General features: G+C 31.6%; 23 protein-coding genes. 12 read left to right on the top strand and 11 right to left on the bottom strand.

Annotation, left to right across the window (positions count from 1 at the left end; all coding sequences use genetic code 11):
- Window positions 1-7 precede the first annotated feature (7 nt).
- The gene (locus BM549_RS06695; RefSeq protein WP_290469561.1) at window positions 8-706 is read left to right on the top strand and encodes a toxin-antitoxin system YwqK family antitoxin; all 699 of its coding nucleotides are present in this window, start codon (window positions 8-10) and stop codon (window positions 704-706) included.
- Window positions 707-760: 54 nt separating this feature from the next.
- Here BM549_RS06695 and BM549_RS06690 read toward each other — a convergent pair whose 3' ends face one another.
- Window positions 761-1,741: a fasciclin domain-containing protein gene (locus tag BM549_RS06690; protein ID WP_290469560.1), complete on the bottom strand. Its 981-nt coding sequence runs from the start codon at window positions 1,739-1,741 to the stop codon at window positions 761-763.
- 184 nt (window positions 1,742-1,925) lie between these two features.
- On the opposite strand from BM549_RS06690, the gene mnmA reads away from it, so the two are divergent.
- From mnmA to BM549_RS06660, 6 genes are read left to right on the top strand one after another with little or no spacing between them, the layout of a single operon-like run.
- On the top strand, window positions 1,926-3,116 hold the full coding sequence (gene mnmA, locus BM549_RS06685; protein ID WP_290469559.1) for a tRNA 2-thiouridine(34) synthase MnmA: 1,191 nt from the start codon (window positions 1,926-1,928) through the stop codon (window positions 3,114-3,116).
- An 18-nt stretch (window positions 3,117-3,134) separates the two neighbouring features.
- Window positions 3,135-4,076 carry a nitronate monooxygenase gene (locus BM549_RS06680; protein ID WP_290469558.1) on the top strand — a complete coding sequence of 314 codons (942 nt, stop codon included), beginning with the start codon at window positions 3,135-3,137 and terminating at the stop codon, window positions 4,074-4,076.
- Between the two features lie 39 nt (window positions 4,077-4,115).
- Entirely contained in the window at window positions 4,116-4,976 is an 861-nt protein-coding gene (locus BM549_RS06675) for an alpha/beta hydrolase (RefSeq protein ID WP_290469557.1), read from the top strand.
- Between the two features lie 46 nt (window positions 4,977-5,022).
- On the top strand, window positions 5,023-6,411 hold the full coding sequence (locus BM549_RS06670) for an MATE family efflux transporter (protein WP_290469556.1): 1,389 nt from the start codon (window positions 5,023-5,025) through the stop codon (window positions 6,409-6,411).
- 11 nt (window positions 6,412-6,422) lie between these two features.
- Window positions 6,423-6,650 carry a hypothetical protein gene (locus tag BM549_RS06665; protein WP_013868782.1) on the top strand — a complete coding sequence of 76 codons (228 nt, stop codon included), beginning with the start codon at window positions 6,423-6,425 and terminating at the stop codon, window positions 6,648-6,650.
- 43 nt (window positions 6,651-6,693) lie between these two features.
- Window positions 6,694-7,278 (top strand): phosphatase PAP2 family protein, encoded by a 585-nt coding sequence (locus BM549_RS06660; RefSeq protein ID WP_013868781.1) that lies wholly within the window; start codon window positions 6,694-6,696, stop codon window positions 7,276-7,278.
- On the opposite strand, the gene BM549_RS06655 is transcribed toward BM549_RS06660, so the two are convergent.
- The 4 genes from BM549_RS06655 to BM549_RS06640 all read right to left on the bottom strand — a co-directional run bounded on the left by BM549_RS06655 (window position 7,262) and on the right by BM549_RS06640 (window position 10,330).
- On the bottom strand, window positions 7,262-7,882 hold the full coding sequence (locus tag BM549_RS06655; RefSeq protein ID WP_290469555.1) for a lipid-A-disaccharide synthase N-terminal domain-containing protein: 621 nt from the start codon (window positions 7,880-7,882) through the stop codon (window positions 7,262-7,264). The genes BM549_RS06660 and BM549_RS06655 overlap by 17 nt on opposite strands.
- Entirely contained in the window at window positions 7,879-8,595 is a 717-nt protein-coding gene (locus tag BM549_RS06650) for a glycosyltransferase (RefSeq protein ID WP_290469554.1), read from the bottom strand. The genes BM549_RS06655 and BM549_RS06650 overlap by 4 nt, the downstream gene beginning before the upstream one ends.
- A complete protein-coding gene (meaB, locus tag BM549_RS06645; protein WP_290469553.1) occupies window positions 8,595-9,668 on the bottom strand; it encodes a methylmalonyl Co-A mutase-associated GTPase MeaB in 1,074 nt (357 codons plus the stop codon). The genes BM549_RS06650 and meaB overlap by 1 nt, the downstream gene beginning before the upstream one ends.
- Before the next feature lie 116 nt (window positions 9,669-9,784).
- Window positions 9,785-10,330, bottom strand: coding sequence for a DUF2911 domain-containing protein (locus tag BM549_RS06640; protein ID WP_013868777.1), 546 nt, complete (start codon window positions 10,328-10,330; stop codon window positions 9,785-9,787).
- Between the two features lie 178 nt (window positions 10,331-10,508).
- Between BM549_RS06640 and BM549_RS06635 the strand changes: the two genes are divergently transcribed.
- The 4 genes from BM549_RS06635 to BM549_RS06620 all read left to right on the top strand — a co-directional run bounded on the left by BM549_RS06635 (window position 10,509) and on the right by BM549_RS06620 (window position 13,906).
- Entirely contained in the window at window positions 10,509-11,057 is a 549-nt protein-coding gene (locus BM549_RS06635) for an RNA polymerase sigma factor (RefSeq protein ID WP_290469552.1), read from the top strand.
- The gene (locus BM549_RS06630) at window positions 11,050-11,613 is read left to right on the top strand and encodes a hypothetical protein (protein ID WP_290469551.1); all 564 of its coding nucleotides are present in this window, start codon (window positions 11,050-11,052) and stop codon (window positions 11,611-11,613) included. Before BM549_RS06635 ends, BM549_RS06630 begins: the two co-directional genes overlap by 8 nt.
- Window positions 11,614-11,687: 74 nt before the next feature.
- On the top strand, window positions 11,688-13,163 hold the full coding sequence (locus BM549_RS06625) for a hypothetical protein (RefSeq protein WP_290469550.1): 1,476 nt from the start codon (window positions 11,688-11,690) through the stop codon (window positions 13,161-13,163).
- Between the two features lie 53 nt (window positions 13,164-13,216).
- Window positions 13,217-13,906 (top strand): peptidoglycan DD-metalloendopeptidase family protein, encoded by a 690-nt coding sequence (locus tag BM549_RS06620; RefSeq protein WP_290469549.1) that lies wholly within the window; start codon window positions 13,217-13,219, stop codon window positions 13,904-13,906.
- Window positions 13,907-13,951: 45 nt separating this feature from the next.
- Here the strand turns inward: BM549_RS06620 and BM549_RS06615 are convergent, their stop codons facing one another.
- The 6 genes from BM549_RS06615 to BM549_RS06590 form a co-directional block, all read right to left on the bottom strand.
- Window positions 13,952-14,359 carry a hypothetical protein gene (locus tag BM549_RS06615; protein ID WP_290469548.1) on the bottom strand — a complete coding sequence of 136 codons (408 nt, stop codon included), beginning with the start codon at window positions 14,357-14,359 and terminating at the stop codon, window positions 13,952-13,954.
- 160 nt (window positions 14,360-14,519) lie between these two features.
- Window positions 14,520-17,876 (bottom strand): preprotein translocase subunit SecA, encoded by a 3,357-nt coding sequence (gene secA, locus BM549_RS06610; protein WP_290469547.1) that lies wholly within the window; start codon window positions 17,874-17,876, stop codon window positions 14,520-14,522.
- A 266-nt stretch (window positions 17,877-18,142) separates the two neighbouring features.
- Window positions 18,143-18,364, bottom strand: a complete 222-nt coding sequence (locus BM549_RS06605; protein ID WP_008272287.1) for a DUF2795 domain-containing protein — start codon at window positions 18,362-18,364, stop codon at window positions 18,143-18,145.
- 176 nt (window positions 18,365-18,540) lie between these two features.
- Window positions 18,541-19,113, bottom strand: a complete 573-nt coding sequence (locus BM549_RS06600) for a cob(I)yrinic acid a,c-diamide adenosyltransferase (RefSeq protein WP_290469546.1) — start codon at window positions 19,111-19,113, stop codon at window positions 18,541-18,543.
- 120 nt (window positions 19,114-19,233) lie between these two features.
- Window positions 19,234-20,007, bottom strand: coding sequence for an O-methyltransferase (locus BM549_RS06595; RefSeq protein ID WP_290469545.1), 774 nt, complete (start codon window positions 20,005-20,007; stop codon window positions 19,234-19,236).
- A gap of 7 nt (window positions 20,008-20,014) precedes the next feature.
- Window positions 20,015-21,880, bottom strand: a complete 1,866-nt coding sequence (locus BM549_RS06590; protein WP_290469544.1) for an ABC-F family ATP-binding cassette domain-containing protein — start codon at window positions 21,878-21,880, stop codon at window positions 20,015-20,017.
- A gap of 104 nt (window positions 21,881-21,984) precedes the next feature.
- On the opposite strand from BM549_RS06590, the gene BM549_RS06585 reads away from it, so the two are divergent.
- The gene (locus tag BM549_RS06585) at window positions 21,985-22,785 is read left to right on the top strand and encodes a polysaccharide biosynthesis/export family protein (protein WP_290469543.1); all 801 of its coding nucleotides are present in this window, start codon (window positions 21,985-21,987) and stop codon (window positions 22,783-22,785) included.
- Window positions 22,786-22,788 lie beyond the last annotated feature (3 nt).

Raw genomic sequence — 22,788 nt, 5'->3', positions numbered from 1 at the left:
TATAAAAATGAATAAAATTTTAGTTGTAATAATTACATTAATTTCAACAATTACATTTGCACAAAGTATAAACCAAATGGATGCTAATGGTAAGCGTCACGGTATTTGGAAAAAGAATTTTAATAATACAAAAGTATTACGTTACGAAGGTGAATTTAATCACGGAAAAGAAAAAGGAACTTTTAAATTTTATAAAAATATAGACGGTAAAGCTGTACTTACAGCAACAAGGACGTTTAGTGAAACAAGTGATTTAGCGAAAGTAAAATTCTTTTCTTCTACAAAAAATCTTATTAGCGAAGGTAATATGAAAGGTAAAACCTATGTTGGTAAATGGGTTTACTATCATAACAAATCTAAACAAGTAATGAGTGAGGAGTTTTATAATGAAAAAGGAAAACTAGAAGGAAAAAAGAAAACATATTATTTAAGCGGTAAGGTAGCTGAAGAAGCAAATTACAAATCAGGGAAATTAAACGGACTATTAAAAACATATTCTGAAGCTGGAAAGTTAATGAGTAGTTTTACATATTCTCAAGGAGAGTTGCATGGTCCAGCAAAAATTTACGATAATAAAGGACAAATAAAAGCAGAAGGTGTTTACCAAAAAGATCGTAGACACGGCATTTGGAAATTTTACGATAACGGAATGTTTTCACATGAAAAAGATTTTACCAGGCGCAGTAAAAACCCACATAAAAAATAAATAAAAAGCCTCGCATTTGCGAGGCTTTTTTAACTACTAAACTAAAAAGAATTATTACTGTGGCGGTAATAATACGGTATCAATAGCGTGTACTACGCCATTTGTAGCTTGAATATCTACTAAAGTTGTTATTATAGCACTTACTCTATTATTAGCATCTGTTAATGTAAAAGCAGAAGCATCTGCAGTAATATCGCCTCCAAGAGTTGTTACAATACCACTACTTAATTGTGAAGACTGTACGTTAGCATTATTTACAATATGATATGTTAATATAGCATCTGCTGTAGCAGCATCAACATCTTCTAAAGAGTTTAATTCTAGTTCTTCTAATAATGCTGTAAATGCATCGTTAGTTGGTGCAAAAACAGTAAATGGTCCAGCTTGAGAATTAGACACAGTTTCTATGTAAGGTACAGTTGGAGTTCCTGTATCTGCTAATTGTAAAGCAGCAACTAAACTTGATAAATCTGGATTACTTGTTGCAAAAGTTGCAATAGTAGGTAAACCTATAACAGCATCTACAACATGTACTATTCCATTTGTAGTTTCAATATCAGCAGTAGTTACTGTAGAAGCTCCATTTAACATTACACCATTCATACCATTATAATATAAGCTTAAGTTAGTGTCATTTGGTCCAGTTGCTAAAGTGTTTACATAGCCACGATTTCCAATTAAAACGCTAGAAGTAATATTAGTATCGGTAATCACATGGTTTAATAAAACTTGAGTAAGTATATCATTTGGTACTTCAGCTAAAGAATCAAAACCATTTGTGTTTAAAAAAGCAGTGAAAGCTGTATTAGTAGGTGCAAAAACGGTTCTTTCTCCATTAGCAGATAAAGCATCTGTTAATCCAGTTTGTATTACAGCTTCAACTAATAAGCTTAATTCTGCATTTGCTTGAGCAGTTTCAACAATATTTAATGTTGTTTCTTGGTTTGTTTGTGGTGAAGCATCATCATCATTACTGCAAGCAGATATTGTAATTAGTGCTAACACTAATAAAGATAATTTTTGGATTGTTTTCATAACTTAAAATTTAAAAGTTTGTTTTTTTGTTTAACAAATTTATATAAAGATTAAACAAAATATTTTAAAATTTTGTTAATATTTTAATTTTAAGAGAGATAATACTGTTTTAAGTAACAAGTAATAATACAGATAAAGTATTAAATTTTTATTTCTCGTATCTTTGCAGCCAGAAAAAAAAGAAATGAAAAAAAGAGTAATTGTAGGACTTTCTGGTGGAGTAGATTCAAGTGTTGCAGCCTATTTGTTAAAAGAACAAGGTTATGAAGTTATAGGTCTGTTTATGAAAAACTGGCACGATGACTCGGTAACAATTTCAGACGAATGCCCATGGTTAGACGATAGTAATGATGCCATGTTGGTTGCTGAAAAATTAGGAATTCCTTTTCAAACGGTAGATTTAAGTGAGCAGTATAAAGAACGCATTGTAGACTACATGTTTAATGAATATGAAAAGGGTCGCACACCAAATCCAGATGTACTTTGTAATCGTGAAATAAAGTTTGATGTTTTTATGAAAATTGCCTTAGACCTTGGTGCAGATTATGTTGCAACAGGACACTATTGTAGAAAAGGCATTATAGAAAAAGACGGTAAAGAAGTCTATCAATTATTATCAGGAAAAGATAATAATAAAGATCAATCATACTTTTTATGTCAATTATCTCAAGAGCAATTAGCAAAAGCATTATTTCCAATTGGTGAATTACAAAAACCTGAAGTACGTGAAATAGCTGCAAAAGCCGATTTAATTACTGCCGATAAAAAAGACTCTCAAGGTTTATGTTTTATTGGTAAGGTAAGACTGCCAGATTTTCTTCAGCAGCAATTAAAACCAAAAGAAGGTGTAATTGTAGAAATACCTAAAGACAATGCTAATTATAGTAACACGCAAGAATCTTTTAATTCTAAAACCGAAGAACTTAAGTACTTATCAAGAAAAGCAGAATATGCTGTTGCAGATGGAGAAATTGTAGGTAAACACCAAGGTGCTCATTATTTTACAAAAGGGCAACGTAAAGGTTTGTCGGTTGGCGGTAAAGTAGAACCTTTATTTGTAATAGATACAGATGTAGAAGAAAATGTAATTTATACAGGACAAGGAAAAGGACATCCAGGACTTTATAAAAAAGCATTGTTTGTTTCAAACGACGAGTTGCATTGGGTACGACCAGATTTAGCTTTAAAGCCAGATGAAACGCTTCAGGTTTTAGCTAGAATTCGTTACCGTCAAACATTAGAAAATGCAACATTACATAAAGTAGAATCTGGATTATACGTAGAGTTTGAAAACTTACAATCTGCAATTACCGAAGGTCAATTTGTAGCTTGGTACTTAGAAGATGAGTTGGTTGGCTCTGGTGTAATTTCATAAAATTTAAAATTAAAAAACATGCAAAACAAGATAACAGAACTCTTTAATATTCAATACCCAATAATTCAGGCAGGAATGATATGGAATAGTGGTTGGCGCTTAGCATCGGCAGCTAGTAATTCAGGAATTTTAGGGCTTATTGGTGCCGGTAGTATGTATCCAGATGTTTTGCGAGAACACATACAAAAGTGTAAAAAAGCTACAAATAAACCTTTTGGTATAAACGTACCAATGTTGTATCCTAACATAAAAGAAATTATGGATATTATTGTAGAAGAAGATGTGAAAATTGTATTTACTTCTGCAGGAAATCCTAAAACATGGACCAAGTGGTTGCAAGATAAAGGTATAACAGTTGTGCATGTTGTTAGTAGTGTAAAATTTGCGTTAAAAGCTCAAGAAGCAGGAGTAGATGCTGTAGTGACCGAAGGGTTTGAAGCTGGAGGACATAACGGTAGAGATGAAACAACAACACTTACTTTAATATCAATGGTAAAAGAAAAATTGCAAATACCTTTAATTGCTGCAGGAGGAATTGCAACAGGAAAAGCAATGTTAGCTTGTATGGTTTTGGGAGCCGATGGCGTACAAGTTGGTAGTCGATTTGTAGCAAGTGAAGAAAGTTCTGCACACAAGGATTTTAAACAAGTTGTAGTTGATGCTAAAGAAGGTGATACACAGTTAACTTTAAAAGAATTAGCACCTGTACGTTTAATAAAAAATAAGTTTTTTAATGAAGTACAAGAACTTTATAAAATAGCACCAACACCAGAACAACTAATAAAATTATTAGGTCGTGCAAGAGCAAAGCGTGGTATGTTTGAAGGTGATTTAGAAGAAGGAGAACTAGAAATTGGCCAAATAGCAGGATTAATTCACGATGTAAAACCTGTTGCTCAAATTGTAGAAGATATGGTTACAGAGTTCGAACAAGCAAAAGCCAATGTTGCTCATTTATAGTACATATATTGTAAGTGCTATTTTCAACTTTAAATTTTTATGAAAAAATATGGCTATCTGTTATTACTAGGTATAGCATGTTTATGTAATACATCTTGTACTGTTTTACAATGGCGAAAAACAGATGAAGCTATTCAGCAAAAATTTAAAACAGAAAATATAAACAGTGAGATAACTTACTACAAAGTAGATAGTTTAAATCTAGATATTCGTATTCACGAAGTAAAATCTCAAGACAATACAGTAAACCTTATATTTTTTCATGGTTCACCAAGCTCTTTGTCTGCTTGGGAAAATTACATGTTAGATAGTAAACTTTTAGCAAGTGCAAATATGTATGCTATAGATAGGCCTGGATATGGCTATTCTAATTTTGGAAAGCAACTTACCTCAATTTCTACGCAAGCACAAATAATGAGTGCTGTTATAAACAAAAAAGTATTGGATAATGTTATTGTTATAGGATCATCCTATGGCGTACCATTAGCAGCACGCATAGCTTATTTAAACAAAAATGTAAAAGCATTAGTTATGGTTTCTCCAGCCATAGATCCTGAAAATGAAAAAGACATTTGGGCTTCTAGATTTACACAATGGAAATTAACAAGATGGTTAGTGCCAACAGCATATCGTGTTGCGGGAGATGAAAAAACGGTACATGCTAAAGAGTTAGAAATTATAGCAAAAGACTGGAAAAAACTACAAATTCCTGTTTTACATTTTCACGGTGATGTTGATGATATTGTGCCTTTTGAAAATATACATTTTAGTAAAGAAAATTTTAATAATATTAAAGTCATTTCAGTAGAAGGAAAAGGACACGAAATTGCGTGGAAAAATCCTGAAATAATTATGCCGTATTTAGTAAATTTAATTGAAGACATTCAAACTAAAAAATAGCTAAAATAAAAGCAGAAAACCAAAACCTAAGCATTACTTTTGCTAAATGGTTTTATCAAACTACACAAAAGAATTTAAATACAATTGGCAACTAGCAGCACCAGTAATGCTAGGAATGCTAGGTCATACCTTTGTTAGTTTTATAGATAATATTATGGTAGGCCAATTAGGTACTGCGCAACTAGCAGCAGTATCTTTAGGTAACAGTTTTATGTTTATTGCTATGTCTTTAGGTATTGGCTTTAGTACAGCCATAACACCAATAGTTGCCGAGGCAGATTCTGCTAAAGATTTTAACGGCGGAAAGTCAGCATTAAAACACGGTATTTTTCTATGTACTGTTTTAGGTATATTGTTGTTTTTACTAGTATTTTTTGCTAAACCATTAATGTATTTAATGAAACAACCAGTTGAGGTTGTAGAGTTGGCAATTCCATATTTAGATTTGGTTGCTTTTTCTCTTATTCCACTTATAATTTTTCAAGCATTTAAACAATTTAGTGATGGTTTGTCTATGACAAAATACCCTATGTATGCTACCATTATAGGAAACTTAATAAATGTACTTTTAAACTACCTTTTAATATTTGGAAAATTTGGTTTTCCAGAACTTGGTATCGTTGGTGCAGCTTATGGAACTTTGGTATCTAGATTTGTAATGCTTTGGTATTTATGGTATTTACTAAAGAAAAAAGACAAGTCTAAAGATTTTGTTACAAACATTAAGCTATTTGTTTTAGATACATTGATGCTTAAAAAAATTGTAAACTTAGGGACGCCTAGTGCCATGCAAATGTTTTTTGAAGTAGCCATATTTACTGCTGCTATTTGGTTAAGTGGTTTATTAGGCAAAAATCCTCAAGCAGCAAACCAAATAGCCTTAAATCTAAGCTCAATGACCTTTATGGTTGCTATGGGATTAAGTGTGGCTTCCATGATTAGAGTAGGAAACCAAAAAGGATTAAAAAAATATTTCGAGCTACGCCGTATTGCTTTTTCTTTATTCCTTTTGGGTACAATATTTGCCACAGGATTTGCAATAATATTTGCTGTTTTTCATGACTATTTACCAAGAATATATGTAGATTTTGATGATGTTGTAAACTTTAAAGATAATATGGAAGTAGTATCTATAGCTTCTAAATTATTATTAGCAGCAGCTATTTTTCAAATAAGTGACAGTATTCAGGTAGTGGTTTTAGGAGCATTACGTGGTTTACAAGATGTAAAAATACCAACACTAATAACTTTTGTATCTTATTGGTTAATAGGATTTCCAATAAGTTGGTTTTTTGGTAAAGAAAGCATGTATGGTAGCTTTGGTATTTGGTGCGGCTTATTAGCAGGACTAACGAGTGCTGCAATTTTATTATATTTAAGATTCAATTTTTTAACAAAGAAGTTAATTTTGTCAAACGACTTAAAAAGTAACTAACTAATTTTATAATGACACTTCCAAAATTTATATTAGGTGATAACACCGATTTTCCTAACGCTATTTTCGTAATTCATACAGAATTTCCTATGTTTATAATTAACTTAGAAGATGATGAGGTAGAATGGTTAGAAGAATTTGATCAAAACGACCAGAAAGAACTGGAAATGGAAACCGAAAACTTAATTAAAGAAGCAACAGCTTTTTACGATAGAGAAGTAGAGCGATACGACGAGTAGTTTTTTATAAACTTTAAGTAAAAAAACGCCCAAAAAACAATAAATGTTAGAACAATTAGTAGAATTAGATAAAGAACTTTTTTTATACCTAAACAATTTAGGAAACGTATACTGGGATGCCTTCTGGATGTTTTACACAGCCAAGTTTCATTGGATTCCTTTTTACGCCATTTTATTGTATTTGCTATATAAAAGGTTAAACAGTAAAATGTTTATTCTAACACTAATTCTTGTTGTGTTCATGATAACATTTACAGATCAGGTTACAAACTTATTTAAGTATGGAGTAGCACGATTTAGGCCTTGTCACGACCCAAGTATTAATACCATGATGCGTATAGTAAAAGAAGGTTGTGGTGGGCGATTTGGCTATTTTTCAGGTCATTCAAGTAACTCGATGGCAGTAGCAATATTTACAGGTTTAATACTTCGGGAGCGTTATAAATACTTTATTTATATCATGATTGTTTGGGCAATATTAATGGGTTATAGCCGTATTTATATAGGTGTACACTTTCCATTAGATGTTTTAAGTGGTTTTATTTTTGGCGGACTTTCAGGTTTTGCATTTTATAAACTGGATAGATATTTACAAAAGCGTTTTATTTACACTAAGAACGCGCAGTAATAAAATAAATATTTCTAAAATATATAGCTAACCCAAAGCTATGCGCAAAAATTAATACAGGATCATTTCTAAATACAGCATAAATTAAAATAAGTAAAGCACCAATGCTACTCAATACCCAAAAGCCTAACGGTAAGGTAGATTGTTTTTTTACTTCAGAAAAAAGCCATTGGTAAACAAAGCGTAAGCTAAATATACATTGTGCAGCTATCCCTAAAACTAATAGCCATTGTGGTATATTTTCATTTTGAAACCACTTTGGTAAAGCAATGGTATTACTTGTAATAAAGTAGAGTATAACTATTACAGGAATACTTAAAATAATTAATCTTACCCAAGCTAAAATGCTTTGCCAAACCTTTTGTAACTGTAGGTTTCTTATATAAATAAAGTAGGTTAAAAGTTGGCCAAGCATGATACTAAAATCGTCTCTGTAATAACCATAAATACAAAGTAAAATTGACGCAATTAAACTAAATATCCAAAATACAGATGGTGTAACAGATTTTTTTTGTTTTTCACTTTGTAACCATTGAACAATTAATCTTAAAGAGAAAAGCGCTTGTGCTAAAAAGCCAATACTATATAAAAGCCAGCCACTCATAGTTTTTGCTTAGTAATAGTATAATTTATGTATCTTTTTTTTATCCATAAAAACACAAAGCAGTCTATAAATGGACCAATAGATCTATTCCAAAACCCAAATTTAGATTGTCCTGCGAGTCTTGAAAAATGAGCAATAGGTATTTGTTTTATACGTCCGTTTTGTAATAAAACCATAGCTGGCAAAAACCGGTGCAAACCTTTAAACATAGGAATATTTTTAGCGTATGCTGTTTTTATTACTTTTAAAGGGCAACCAGTGTCATCTATACCATCATTTGTAAATAAGCGTCTAAATTTATTTGCTGCTTTACTTGACCATTTTTTTGTAACACTATCTTGGCGATTATCTCGCATACCAGTAACTAAATCGTAATCTTCAATATGTTTTAATAAGGTGTTAAAATCGTTTGGTGAGGTTTGTAAATCACTATCCATATAACCAACTAATGCTGTGTCTACAATATCAAATCCTGCTTTTATAGCTGCACTTAAACCATAATTTTTGTCGAAAGAAATAAAAGAAAAAAAAGTTTTGTCTTTACAAATAGCAGTAATTAAATCTAAACTCTTATCTGTAGAGCCATCGTTTATAAATAGAACTTTCGTTTTTTTTGAAGCTATAGTTATATAGTGAGATAAAGCGTTTTTTAGCCTAAGTATATTGTCTTCTTCATTATAAATAGGAACAATTATGGTAAACTGGTAGTCCATTATTTTTTTAATCCTAGTAAGTAATCTGCAGCTACAAATGGCGTGGTTTTATTGGCTTCAATTAAAGCTATTTGTTTTTGCAAAGCATCTTTAATTTGTGCGTTTTCAAAAAAATCTATTTTTAGTTGCTCTTCTATAGTTTGTAGTAACCAAAATTTATTTTGTTCGTTTCTTTTAGAATTGAAGTAATTATTTTTAGTAGTTAAATCAATATACTCAACAATGGCATTGTAAATGGCTTCAATCCCCTTATTATTTATAGCACTACAAGTCATGACTTTTGGTTGCCAAGCAGACGTTTTTTGCGGGTATAAATGTAATGCACGGTTAAATTCAACTTTAGCTAATTTTGCACTTTTAATATTATCGCCATCTGCTTTATTAATAGCAATCATATCTGCCATTTCAATAATACCACGTTTAATTCCTTGTAATTCGTCTCCGGCACCAGCTAGTTTTAAAAGTAAAAAGAAGTCTACCATACTATGCACGGCAGTTTCACTTTGCCCTACACCAACAGTTTCTATAATAATAGTATTAAAACCAGCAGCTTCACATAAAATAATTGCTTCACGTGTTTTTCTGGCTACGCCACCTAGAGATTCTCCAGATGCTGATGGACGAATAAAAGCATTTTCGTTTTTTACCAACTCTTCCATTCTGGTTTTATCTCCTAGAATACTTCCTTTTGTAAGTGAACTACTTGGGTCTACAGCAAGCACCGCAACTTTTTTATTTATAGTAGTTAAGTAAGAACCAAAAGCTTCAATAAAGGTGCTTTTTCCAACGCCAGGAACTCCAGTAATACCAATTCTAACAGATTGGTTTGCATGTGGTAAACAGGCTTTTATTATTGCATTTGCCTGTTCTAAGTGTTTTGGGTTTTTACTTTCAACTAAAGTAATTGCTTGGCTTAAAGCGGTAATATTTCCTTTTAATATTTTAGATACTAAAGTGTTGGTGTCTTTTAACTGCTTACGTCTTGCTTTAATTTTAGAAACGGCATCTGTGTTAGTTATTTCTGGAGGAGAAACACCATCGTTTTCTTGTAATGCCGATTTTTTTTTAGTCATAGTTTTATAATTTCCGCGAAAGCGAAAACAGTATAATTATCTCTAAAAGCTAATATATAAAGTCTTTATTAATTTAAACCTATTTTATGGTTTAAGTCTAAAATTATAAAAAACCCTTATTTAAGTGGTACTACAATTTTAGAGTAATCCCAAGCCATTGTAAGGGATAAATTATCTGTAGAATTATCGAAAGCAATAGTAAAAAGCTCTACAGGATTTTCTAATTTTTGAACAGGAGCAACATAAGTGGCTACATCAAAAGCAGGATCTCGCATAGCTTTCATAGTTTCATCAACGCCCCATTTATATTGCTTAGAATTAAACATCACATTCCATGCAGTGTCATTAGGTATCGTCCAAAGTGTATATTTTCCAGCAGGTAACGAGTCATTTCCTACTTTTAAAGCTGTGTTGGTTTCAAAAGTAGTCGCTTCATTTGCGCCAGTACGCCAAACTTTGTTGTAAGGAACCAAAGCGCCAAAAATTTCACGATTACGTTTAGATGGTCTGTTATAAAAAACTTCCAACTCAATATCATCAACTTCAAAAACAACAGTTTTTTCAGGACTTAATGGTTTGCTAAATAAACCGCCGGCAAAGTGCGAGTATCCAAAGACTCCAATAGCGACAATAATGAGTAAAATTATTAACCTTTTTAACATGGATTTGCGTAAATTTTAAAAAGATAAAGATACTTTAAAAACTGAATGATAGTAAAGAAACAACGCTAATTTATTCTTAAAAAATAGTGAATTTTGAAAAAAAATAAATCAATTTTGCAACACTTGAGAAAATGTATCGTCTTTATAATAGATTAAACTACCAACCAAAAACTAAAAAGTGAAAGTCGTTCAATTAGATACTATTGAATTGTGTAAACAAAATAATCGCAAAGCGCAATTGCATTTGTACAACCAGTATTGCGACGGTATGTACAGTGTTGCGAAACGTTTTGTTAATCACACAGCCGAAGCCGAAGATATTGTTCAAGAATCTTTTATTAAGGCATTTTCAAAATTACATCAATTTAAAGGCGATGTTACTTTTGGCGCTTGGTTAAAACGTATTGTTGTAAATAAAAGTATAGACACGCTTAAACTAAAAAAGCAGCGTTTAGTTGAGCTTGAAGATGTGCACCTTAAAGTTGTAGATACTTCTGTAAACAACAAATGGTTAGTAGATGAAAGTGTAACACTGGAGCAAATTAAAAAGGCAATACAACAACTTCCAGATAAGTATAGGTATGTTGTAATGTTGTTTTTAGTTGAAGGTTATGACCATCAGGAAATTTCAGAAATTTTAAACATAACACAAGTTGCTTCACGAACACAATTATCCAGAGGAAAACAAAAATTACAAGAATTACTAAAACAAAAACATTATGGCTAAAGATATTAGAAACTTATTTGAGGCAGATAATAAATTATCTATAGATAAAATGCCTAAAGGACATGAAGAGCGTTTTCTTAAAAAGTTAAAAGCTACTAAGCCTGTGCAAAAAAAATCTAGATTTAGCATAATTAATATTGCCGCCAGTGTCGTGTTATTATTAGGTTTAGCTTTTGGAGTATTCCAGTTTTTAAATACCGAAAACCAAATAGAAGTTGCAGGTACTAATACAAGTGAAGCTATAGAAACAAAATCATTAGGCGATATTTCTCCAGACCTTAAAAAGGTTGAAGATTATTATTTGGCTAATATAAATTTAGAATTATCTAAAGTAAAATTAACACCAGATAATAAAGAATTGTTTGATGGTTATGTAAAACGTTTAGACGAGCTTAAAGCAGAGTATAAGCGTTTAACCATAGAGTTAACAAATCAAGGCCCAGATGAACTTACTGTAGATGCTTTAATTAGTAATTTAAAATTAAGACTAAACTTAATGTACCGTTTAAAGGAACAATTAAAAGATTTAAATACAGCAACTTCTGGACGTATTTAAAAAAAACAATCAATCAAAAAACGAATAGTTATACCAAAATTACTTTTTGGTATCAACCAAAAAATTAAAAAATAATGAAAACTATAAAACTATTAATTGTGTGTATGTTAGCTACTTTAAGCTTAACGGCACAAAATAAATTACAAAAGGAAACAAAATCCTTTAAAGTAAATAAAGATGTAACTGTAAATTTAAATACAAGTCATACTAATATCTTGGTAGATACATGGAATAAAGATTATGTAGAAATTGAAGCTTATATTGAAAGTGATAAATTATCTAAAGAAGCGTTACAAACCGTATTAAATACTTGGGATTTAGAAATAAATAACACAAAAAGTAATGTAAAAATTACAACAAAAGGTTCTGCAGGTTCTTGGTCTAGTGATATGAGTATTAAGATTTTAGATGAAGAGTCTTTAAAAGCAATTTCTAATTTACCTTTAGAAATTAACGAATCTTTAGAGCCATTATTAGAAAATTTAGGAAACTTAGAGTCGTTAAAAAATTTGCCAGAATCATTAAAAGTATTGCGTATTCCAGAGTCTCCAGATGGTAACTATAATGTAGATTTCGATTTAGAACGTTACGAAAAAGAAGGTGAAAAGTATTTAGATGCCTGGAGCAAAAAATACCGAAAAGAATATGGAGAAGAATATGAAGAAGAAATGCGCGAATGGGCAAAAAGTATTAAACAATCAGATTTCGATAAGTTTGAACGCAGCATGGAAGTTTGGGGAGAACAATTTGGAAAAGATATAGAGAAAGCTTTCGAAGATGGTTTTGGAGAAAAATTTGAAAAGCGAATGGAAAAATGGGGAGAAGAGTTTGGTAAAAACTTTGAAAAAAATGTAGCGCCAGCTTTAGAAAAATGGGGAGAAGAATTTGGTAAAGCGTTTGAAGCTAAAATGGAAGAAACCTTTGGTAACTCTAAAGCAAACGGTGTTTTTGATAAAGACAACAAAAACTACGACCTTATAAAGACCATAAAAATTAAGATGCCAAAAAAAGCAAAATTAAAACTTAATGTTAGACATGGCGAGCTTAAACTAGCATCTGTAATCACTAATCCAGATATTACAGTATCGCACGGTAATTTATTTGCTAATACAATTAATGGGAGCAATGCTTCCATTAATGTATTATATTCTAATGCTACAATTTTAAATATAAATGAAGGTGCTTTAAAATTAAATTATGCCGATAAAACTAAAATTAAAACAGCTAAAGACTTAGTGCTTAATGCAGTATCCTCTAATATAGATATAGAAACCCTAAATGGTAATAGTATAATAGACGGTAGTTTTGGAGATTTGTACATACGTAATATAGCGCATAGTTTTAGTAACCTAAATATTGTTTTAGAAAATAGTGATGCACTTTTAAAATTACCAACAGCAATAAATTACAACCTCTACTTTAAAGGGAATCACTCTAAGTTTAATAAACAACGTACAAATAATACTACAATAAAACATAATCCTAATGGTGGAGATACAACCAAAACCATTGTTATTAATGCAAAGTATAGTAATATAGTTGCCGAATAATTATTTATTTTTGAATTCAAAAATTTTTAATACCTATTGGTTTATAAATACATATGAATTCTAAAAAAAACCTTTCTTTTTTTAAATCGCTAGCATCGCAAAACATTAATGTTATTGATGCTTCAATTCCTAAAAGCGACTATATAGCTATAGATCTTTCTCAAACAAATTCTAGCTTAAAAACGCTTGATGTTTCTTCTTCACAAGCCTGGGAAAATTATATAGGTAATTACCTAAAAACACATAATAAAAAAGTAGCCTTTGGTGGCTATCTAGAAAAGCGTAGTATTTATAATCGTAGCGATTATTTTAACAATCAAAATCCAGAAACCGAGAGAAATATTCATATTGGTTTAGATTTATGGATAGCAGCAGGAACATCTGTTTTAGCAGCTTTTAATGGCGAAATACATAGCTTTAAAGACAATACTAATTTTGGTGATTATGGTCCAACTATTATTTTAAAACACCACATAAATGGAATTACTTTTTACACCTTATATGGGCATTTATCTCGAGAGTCTATAAAAAATTTAAAAGTAGGAGCAGAGGTTAAAAAAGAAGAAGTTATTGCACATTTAGGCAAAGCCGAAGTAAATGGCGATTATGCACCGCATTTACACTTTCAAATTATTTTAGATTTACAAGGTAAAAACGGTGATTATCCTGGTGTTTGCTCGTTAAAAGATTTAGAGTTTTATAAAGCAAATACTATTAATCCTGAGCTTATTTTAGGATTATAAATTTAAATTATTCTTCGTAAAAAGTTAAGTTGAAATTTTTAATATTTAATTAAAAACAAAACGTTGCGCAAACGACTTTCCAAAAAAGAAACCAGCAATAACTAGAATAGCATCGGCAGCAGTAAACCACAGTTCTTTAGGTAGCATAAATATAGTTGCAAAGGTTGCTAATAGCATTAAAGCTCCAACTATGTAAGCAGGAATCATGCTTGTTTTAGAAATAAAACCAGCAATTGCCATACCACTAATTATGCCCATAAAATGAGCAATAACTACAAATATTTTAGAACCTACAGGAATAGCTTGCATATTGGCCTTTATCCACTCAATATCTTCTGGTTTAGCGCCTTCGGCTAGAGGAAATAAATTGTGTCCAATTACGGTTTCGAAAAGGTAAACAACAACCGAAGCAACAATAAAACCTACAACTGTTGCAAGTATATTTTTAAGCATAATTTTAGTGTATTAGTTAGTTAAATAAAATTACAAAATTAAATTGAATAGAACAGTATTGTACACTCTATGATGTAAATAAATATAGCGCATAAAAAAAACCGAAGTATTAAACTTCGGTTTTAATGTATTTAATTATAACGTTATAATCGCATTTTGCTTAATCGTTAACTAAAACCCATTCACCTTTAGCAATTAAAGGTTCGGCCTGTTTAAATTTAACAACTTTGTTTTCACCACTCATAACATGCTTGATAGTCACTTTATCGTTACGTCCAATTTTTGGTTGGTCGCGTACAATAGTTTCTACTACTTGTTGCTGTTGTTGTGTGTTTCCTGCTTGTCTGTTTTGTGCAGAACGCTCGTCTAGATTAGGGATTTCTTCTTTTTGTGTTTGTAAGTTTTCCTTTTTCTTAGTTTCTCTAGCTTCGCTAATTGCGTTTGTATTTTCGCTTGGCAGTTCGCCTTTAAATAAAAATGAAATAACATCTTTATTTACTTGATCAATCATTGTTTTAAACAGTTCAAAAGCTTCAAACTTATAAATTAATAATGGATCTTTTTGTTCGTGTACTGCTAATTGTACAGATTGTTTTAACTCATCCATTTTACGTAAATGCGTTTTCCAAGCATCATCAATAATGGCAAGTGTAATATTTTTTTCAAAATCTGTTACTAATTCTTTTCCTTGAGACTCATAAGCGCGCTCTAAATCTGTTACAACTTGTAAAGTTTTTACACCATCTGTAAATGGTACAACAATACGTTTGTATTTATCGCCTTGGTTTTCGTAAACATCTTTAATTACTGGGAAAGCCACTTCTGCATTACGTTCCATTTTTGCTTTATAATGGTCGAAAGCAGCATTATAAATACGCTTTGTTATAGCTGTTGCAGATAATTTGTTAAACTCATCTTCAGTTATAGGTGAAGGCATAGAGAAGTAACGAATTAACTCAAACTCAAAGTTTTTAAAGTCGTTAGCATTTTTGTTAGTTTCGGCAATACCTTCCGAAGTATCAAAAATCATGTTTGCTAAATCCACTCTTAAACGCTCACCAAATAAGGCATGATGACGACGTTTGTAAACAACTTCACGTTGCGAGTTCATAACATCATCATACTCTAATAAACGCTTACGTACACCAAAGTTATTTTCTTCAACTTTTTTCTGTGCACGTTCAATAGATTTAGAAATCATAGAATGCTGAATTACTTCACCTTCTTTTAATCCCATTCTATCCATCATTTTGGCAATACGTTCACTACCAAATAATCGCATTAAATTATCTTCTAATGACACATAAAACTGTGAGCTTCCTGGATCTCCTTGACGACCAGCACGACCACGTAACTGTCTGTCTACACGTCTAGAATCGTGACGTTCTGTACCAATAATAGCTAAACCTCCAGCTTCTTTAATTTTGTCTATTAATTTAATATCTGTACCACGACCAGCCATGTTAGTTGCAATAGTTACTTGTCCTGGTTGTCCAGCTTCTGCAACAATATCTGCTTCTTTTTTATGTAATTTGGCGTTAAGTACATTGTGTGGTACTTTTCTAATGCTAAGCATTTTTCCAAGTAACTCAGAAATTTCAACATTTGTAGTACCAATTAATACTGGACGCCCTTGTTGAGATAGTTTTGTTACTTCTTCAATTACCGCGTTGTATTTTTCTCGTTTAGTTTTATAAACTAAATCTTCTTTATCGTGACGTGCAATTGGTCTGTTTGTAGGAATTTCTACAACATCAAGTTCATAGATTTCCCAAAACTCTCCTGCTTCTGTCACGGCTGTACCTGTCATACCAGAAAGTTTGCGGTACATTCTAAAGTAATTTTGTAGTGTTACTGTTGCAAATGTTTGTGTAGCATCTTCAATTTTTACATTTTCTTTTGCTTCAATCGCTTGGTGTAATCCGTCACTATAGCGACGACCATCCATAATACGACCTGTTTGCTCATCTACAATCATTACTTTATTATCCATAACAACATATTGGTTGTCTTTTTCAAATAAAGCGTATGCTTTAAGTAGTTGGTTTAAAGTGTGTATACGTTCAGATTTTACTCCAAATTCTCTAAATAAATCTTCTTTTAATTCTGCTTCTTCTTCAGGAGAAAGGCCTTTTGCTTCAATTTTAGCAATTTCAATACCAATTTCTGGCATGACAAAGAAGTCTGGATTATCTTTACCAGAAAGGAATTCAATACCTTTATCTGTTAATTCAATTTGATTGTTTTTTTCTTCTATTACGTAATAAAGTGCTTCGTCAACTTTTGGCATTTCACGGTTGTTATCTGCCATGTAAACGTTTTCGGTTTTTTGAAGTAATTGTTTAACGCCTTCTTCACTTAAAAACTTAATTAACGCTTTATTTTTTGGTATACCTCTGTACACACGTAGTAATTGAAAACCACCTTCTTTTTCGTCTCCGGCAGCAATTAACTTTTTAGCTTCTGCTAATGTTTGTACTAATTCTTTACGTTGTACAGCTACAATATTTTCTACTTGAGGTTTAAGTGCTGTAAATTCGTGAACGTCTCCTTTAGGTATTGGTCCAGAAATTATTAATGGTGTTCTAGCATCATCTACTAATACAGAATCGACCTCATCTACAATAGCGTAGTGATGCGGACGTTGTACTAAATCGTCTGGCGAATTTGCCATATTATCACGTAAATAATCGAAACCAAATTCGTTATTTGTACCGTATGTAATATCTGAGTTGTATGCTTTACGGCGACCTTCAGAGTTTGGACGGTGATTATCTATACAATCTATGGTCATGCCATGAAATTGAAATATTGGCGCCATCCATGCCATATCACGTTTTGCTAAATAGTCGTTTACAGTTACTAAATGCACACCTTTTTCTGCTAAGGCATTTAAGTACACTGGCAATGTTGCGACTAATGTTTTACCTTCACCTGTTTGCATTTCGGCAATTTTACCTTCATGTAAAGCGACACCACCAATTAATTGCACATCGTAGTGTATCATGTCCCAAGTAATTGCTTTTCCTGCTGCATCCCAAGAGTTTGACCAAGTAGCTTGGTCTCCATCTAAGGTTACATAATCTCCCATTCCAGAAACTTCTCTATCGTATGGTGTTGCAGTGACAGTAATTTCACTGTTATTTGTAAAACGTTTTGCTGTTTCTTTTACAACTGCAAAGGCTTCTGGTAAAATTTCTTTTAAAGTAACTTCTACAGCTTGGTAAGATTCGTCTTCAATTTTATCAATTTCTTGGTAAATATCTTCACGTCTGTCAATATCATCAGTCGCATCTGCTTCTGCCTTTAGTTTGTCTTTACGCTCGTTAAAAGGTTTGCGAGTTTCGGCTATAATAGCTTTAAACTCTATTGTTTTTGCTCTTAATTCGTCGTGAGATAAAGCTTCAAGAGCAGCTTCAAACGATTTTATTTTATCTACTAAAGGTGAAATGGCTTTTACGTCTTGTTTAGACTTGTCGCCAACAAATACTTTTAGAATGGAATCTAAAAAACTCATAGTTTACTGTTTTATATTTTGAATGTTTTGCGTTTTTTTAAAGCAAAACTTAATTTTAGTTGTTATTTGTGAGATTCTTTTGCGATGTTTAGAATAACACTTTTGCACCCTAATTAAAAAGGGCTTAAATATACGTTTTTAGCTGTGGTTAGCTAAATTTTAACGCACAAAAAAAGTCTCTAATCGAGACTTTTTTTGGTATTTTTTATAAATAAGATATAGTCTTGCTATATCTAGCAAGTATTACATTGTTGTAAGGCAATGTTTTAATACTCGTCCTCATTCCAGAGGTAATCTTCATCTGTTGGGTAATCCGGCCAGATTTCTTCGATAGAATCGTAAGAATCGCCTTCATCTTCAATGGCTTGTAAATTTTCTACAACTTCTAAAGGCGCTCCTGTTCTAATAGCGTAATCGATAAGTTCGTCTTTAGTTGCCGGCCAAGGTGCATCACTTAAATAAGATGCTAATTCTAATGTCCAATACATTTCTTAATAGGTTTATTTTTTTGCAAAAATAAATTTTTAGTTTAAATAGTCAAGAAAAAAGTGAATTATTTTTCAGTAATAAAAAAGAACGTCATTTTTCACTGAAACTATTTGAACCTAAATATTTTGCAGTGTTATTTAATAGTAGCTTTTAAGTTTGTTTGTCCTGTGTAACTTTAATGTTTCTCAGGAATCCATTTAACTTCGTCTGCTTGCAAGTCATGAGTCAACTTTCGTGCCAATACAAAAAGATAGTCAGAAAGACGGTTTAAATAGGTGAGTGCTTCTGGTAAAAAAGGTTCAATATCATTTAAGGCAGACGCTAGTCTTTCCGCTCGACGGCAAACACAGCGTGCTACGTGACAGAATGACACTGTTTGGTGCCCGCCTGGTAAAACGAAATGCGTCATTTGTGGTAGTGACTCGTTCATACTGTCCATTTCACGCTCGAGAAGTTCAATATCTTCGGAAGTGATTTTATTTATATTTAAGCGTTCTTTTCCGTTTTTTAAAACCATTTTTTCTGGATCTGTTGCTAATATTGCTCCAATTGTAAATAGTTTATTTTGAATTATTATAAGAATGTTTTTGTATAGCTGATTAATTTCTTGATCACGAATTAAGCCTATGTAAGAGTTTAACTCGTCTACAGTACCATAACTATCTATCCTTATGTGATGTTTTGGAACGCGTGTACCACCAAATAATGCAGTTGTGCCTTTATCTCCTGTTTTTGTATATACTTTCATGTGTTTTGTGTTTTTTTGATTAAATACTGTTTATATTTAATCATGGAAAGTTCCATTCTTTCAAAGTTAAAAGTTAAATATTGAAGCGAAAAACTTTTGGTTGAAAATTAGAATCTAAATTTATAAGCGTATTGTAAAGTGCTCTTTGGCTTGTTCTTTTCTAAAAAATACAATACCCCAAAAAAAGGTGTCTATTGTTACGGTAACTTTTGGATGTTTCTTTATGGTTTCCCAAGCTTCGGTCATATCTTTTGACCAATAAATATCGTCAAAAATAAAAACAGAATCGTTTGTTGCGCTTGGTAGTAGAGTTTCAAAATAATTTAAAGTAGCTTCTTTTTGGTGATTACCATCAAAATAAATTAAATCGTATTTGTTTTGTGCTAATGGTTGAATTACTTTTTTAAAATCTCCTGTTAGTAGTTCTATGTTTTTTAAGTTGAAGTTTTTAAAACTTTCTTTTGTAAATGCTGAAATATTTGGACAACCTTCAATAGTAGTGATTTGTGCATTTGGATTGCCTTGATGCATAGCGTGTGTTGCTATACCCATAGAGGTACCTAATTCTAAAATGTTTTGAAATTGAAAGTAGTTTACTAAACGATAAAATAGTTTGGCGCGATGGTTTGTTGTGCCTGCGTTTTTTGCAATTTTAGCAATAACTCGTGTATTGCTTTTAGTGGTTTGCGAACCTGCGCCTAAATCTGTTACCTGTATAGTTTGCTGGTTTTGTAATAATGCTTTTTTATAGGCTTTTAATTTACTGTAAGCATTTTGTGGTTTTTTATTGTAAAAACATTTAGTTACTAGACTGTAAACGAATGGTGATTGTACGCCGTGTTGGTTTGTAGAGCGTAACCAAAATTTTATGTACGCAATAATTAGTTTTCGCATGGTTTATTTATTCTTCCATTTTTTCTGCTAGTTCTAGCCAGCGCATTTCTTTTTCTTCTATACTATCTAATATAACCTGAAGTTTGTTTGATAGTTCGTTAATTTCATCTGTAGAAAGGTCTGGATTTAAGAACTTTTTTTCTAATTCAATTTTATCAAACTCTAAAGATTTTATTTTACTCTCTAAGTTTTTATATTCTTTTTGCTCGTTATAGGATAGTTTTACGTTACTATCTTTCTTCCAGTTTTTCTTTTCTTTTTTTTCTTCGTCTGTAGTTTCAGAAATAGCAGGTTTGCTGTCTTCGTATGCTCTAAAATCGCTATAGTTACCTGGAAAATCTTCAACAACACCTTCGCCTCTAAAAACAAACAGGTGGTCTACAATTTTATCCATAAAATAACGGTCATGAGATACCACTAATAAACAACCTGGGAAATCTAACAAGAAGCTTTCTAGTACGTTTAATGTTACAATATCTAAATCGTTAGTAGGTTCATCAAGAATTAAAAAATTGGGATTTTGAATTAAAACTGTACATAAATATAGGCGTTTGCGTTCGCCACCACTAAGTTTTTCGACAAAATCGTATTGTTTTTTTCTATCGAATAGAAAACGTTCAAGTAATTGCTGTGCACTAATTTGACGACCCTTTTTTAATGGTATGTAATCGCCAAACTCTCTAACAACATCAATAACTTTTTGTTGTGGTTTTGGCGTAATACCACCTTGTGTATAGTAGCCAAATTTTACAGTTTCGCCAACAACAATTTTTCCTGAGTCTGGCTCTGCTGTTTGAGTAAGTATATTTAAAAAGGTAGATTTACCAGTACCGTTTTTACCAATAATTCCTGCGCGTTCTCCTTTTTGAAACATGTAGCTAAAGCCATCTAAAATAATTTTGTCTTTATAAGCTTTAGAAACTTTTTTAAGTTCAACAATTTTACTTCCCAAACGCTCCATGTTAAGTTCTAGTTGCACTACGTGGTCTTTACGGCGTTGGTGCGCTTTATGTTTTATCTCGGTAAAATCGTCTATTCTAGATTTAGATTTTGTAGTACGTGCTTTAGGCTGGCGACGCATCCAGGTTAATTCTTTTTTATAAAGTTGTTTTGCTTTGCCTGTTTCTACAGCTTGTTGTTCTATTCTTGCTTCTTTTTTCTCTAAGTAGTATGAGTAATTACCTTTATAAGAGAAAAGTTCGCCATGGTCTAATTCTATAATTTCATTACAAACACGCTCTAAAAAATAACGGTCGTGAGTTACCATAAAAAGCGTGATGTTTTCTTTAGCAAAAAACTCTTCTAGCCATTCTATCATTTCTAAATCTAAATGGTTAGTTGGCTCATCTAGAATTAAAAGGTCTGGTTTGTTAATTAAAGCATTGGCTAACGAAAGGCGTTTTTTTTGTCCACCAGACATGCTACTTACTTTTTGCTGTAAGTTTTCAAGTTTAAGTTTAAATAAAATTTGTTTGTATTGCGTTTCAAAATCCCAAGCTTGGTGTATGTCCATTTGTTCGAAAGCTTTTTGGTAAGCTTCGGTATCTTCAGGATTTAATAAAGCATTCTCGTAGTTTTTTATAATATCAAGAATTGGGTTGTCGCTATTAAAAATAGTATCTTCAACCGTCATATCTCCATCTAAATATGGTTCTTGTGGCAAAAAGGAAACTTTTATATCCTTTCTAAATATAACATTACCAGTATCTGGTTCGTCAAGTTTAGCTAGAATATTAAGTATAGAGGTTTTTCCTGTACCATTTTTAGCTACAAAAGCTACTTTTTGGTCTTTGTGTATACTAAATGAAATGTTTTGGAAGAGTGTTAGCTCTCCATACGATTTCGATATTTGTTCAACAGTTAAATAGTTCAATGCTCAATTTTTTACAAATAACGGACAAAATTCCAAAAATTCCGACAAAAGTTTTATTGTTCAAGACGAAAAGCTATATTTGTCAAAATCAATAGCGTCCAATAATGAATAAAACTATAGTTGCTTTTACTATACTATTCAGTGTACTATGTTCATCTTGTATTAGTAATAAGGATGTGGTATATCTTCAAGATAAAGGCACAGTTACTGAAAATAATTTACTGTTAAAAGAGCTTGCAAAGCCTTATCGTGTTCAGATTAACGATATTTTGAGTATTGATATTAAATCTACAGATTCTGAATTAGCAAAACTAGTTGAAATATTTAAGCCTACACAGCAAGCTGTTAATACTCAAGGACAAGAAGCGTTATATTTTAGCGGTTTTACTGTAGATTTACATGGTAATATTAAATTTCCAATATTAGGTAATATTAATGTTTTAGGGTACACAACAGATGAAATTGTTGAAAAAGTTAAACAAGCATTATTAGATAAGTACTTAAAAGATATCTCTCAAATATTTGTAACAGTAAAACTATCTGGTTTGCGTTATACCGTTTCTGGAGAAGTTAATAGTACTGGTGTTTTAACCTTATTTCAAGATAGAGTTAATATTATTGAAGCCCTTGCTAATGCAGGAGATATAAAAGATACAGGAGACAGAACCGATGTTTTAGTAGTGCGTCAATATCCTCAAGGTCAAAAAATACACCATATAGATTTAACAGATATGGCAGCAATGCAATCTCCATTTTATTATATTCAACCAAATGATATGATTTTGGTAAAACCACTTAAGCGAAAAGCTTTAGGAGCAGGACAAACTGCAACACAAACATTAACAACTATTGCGTCAATATTTTCTGTTTTAGTCTCTACTTATTTTTTAGCAAGAAACCTATAAAGT

This window comes from Lacinutrix sp. MedPE-SW (assembly GCF_001874145.1).
GTDB lineage: Bacteria > Bacteroidota > Bacteroidia > Flavobacteriales > Flavobacteriaceae > Lacinutrix.
This window is presented reverse-complemented; position numbering and strand designations above follow the sequence as displayed.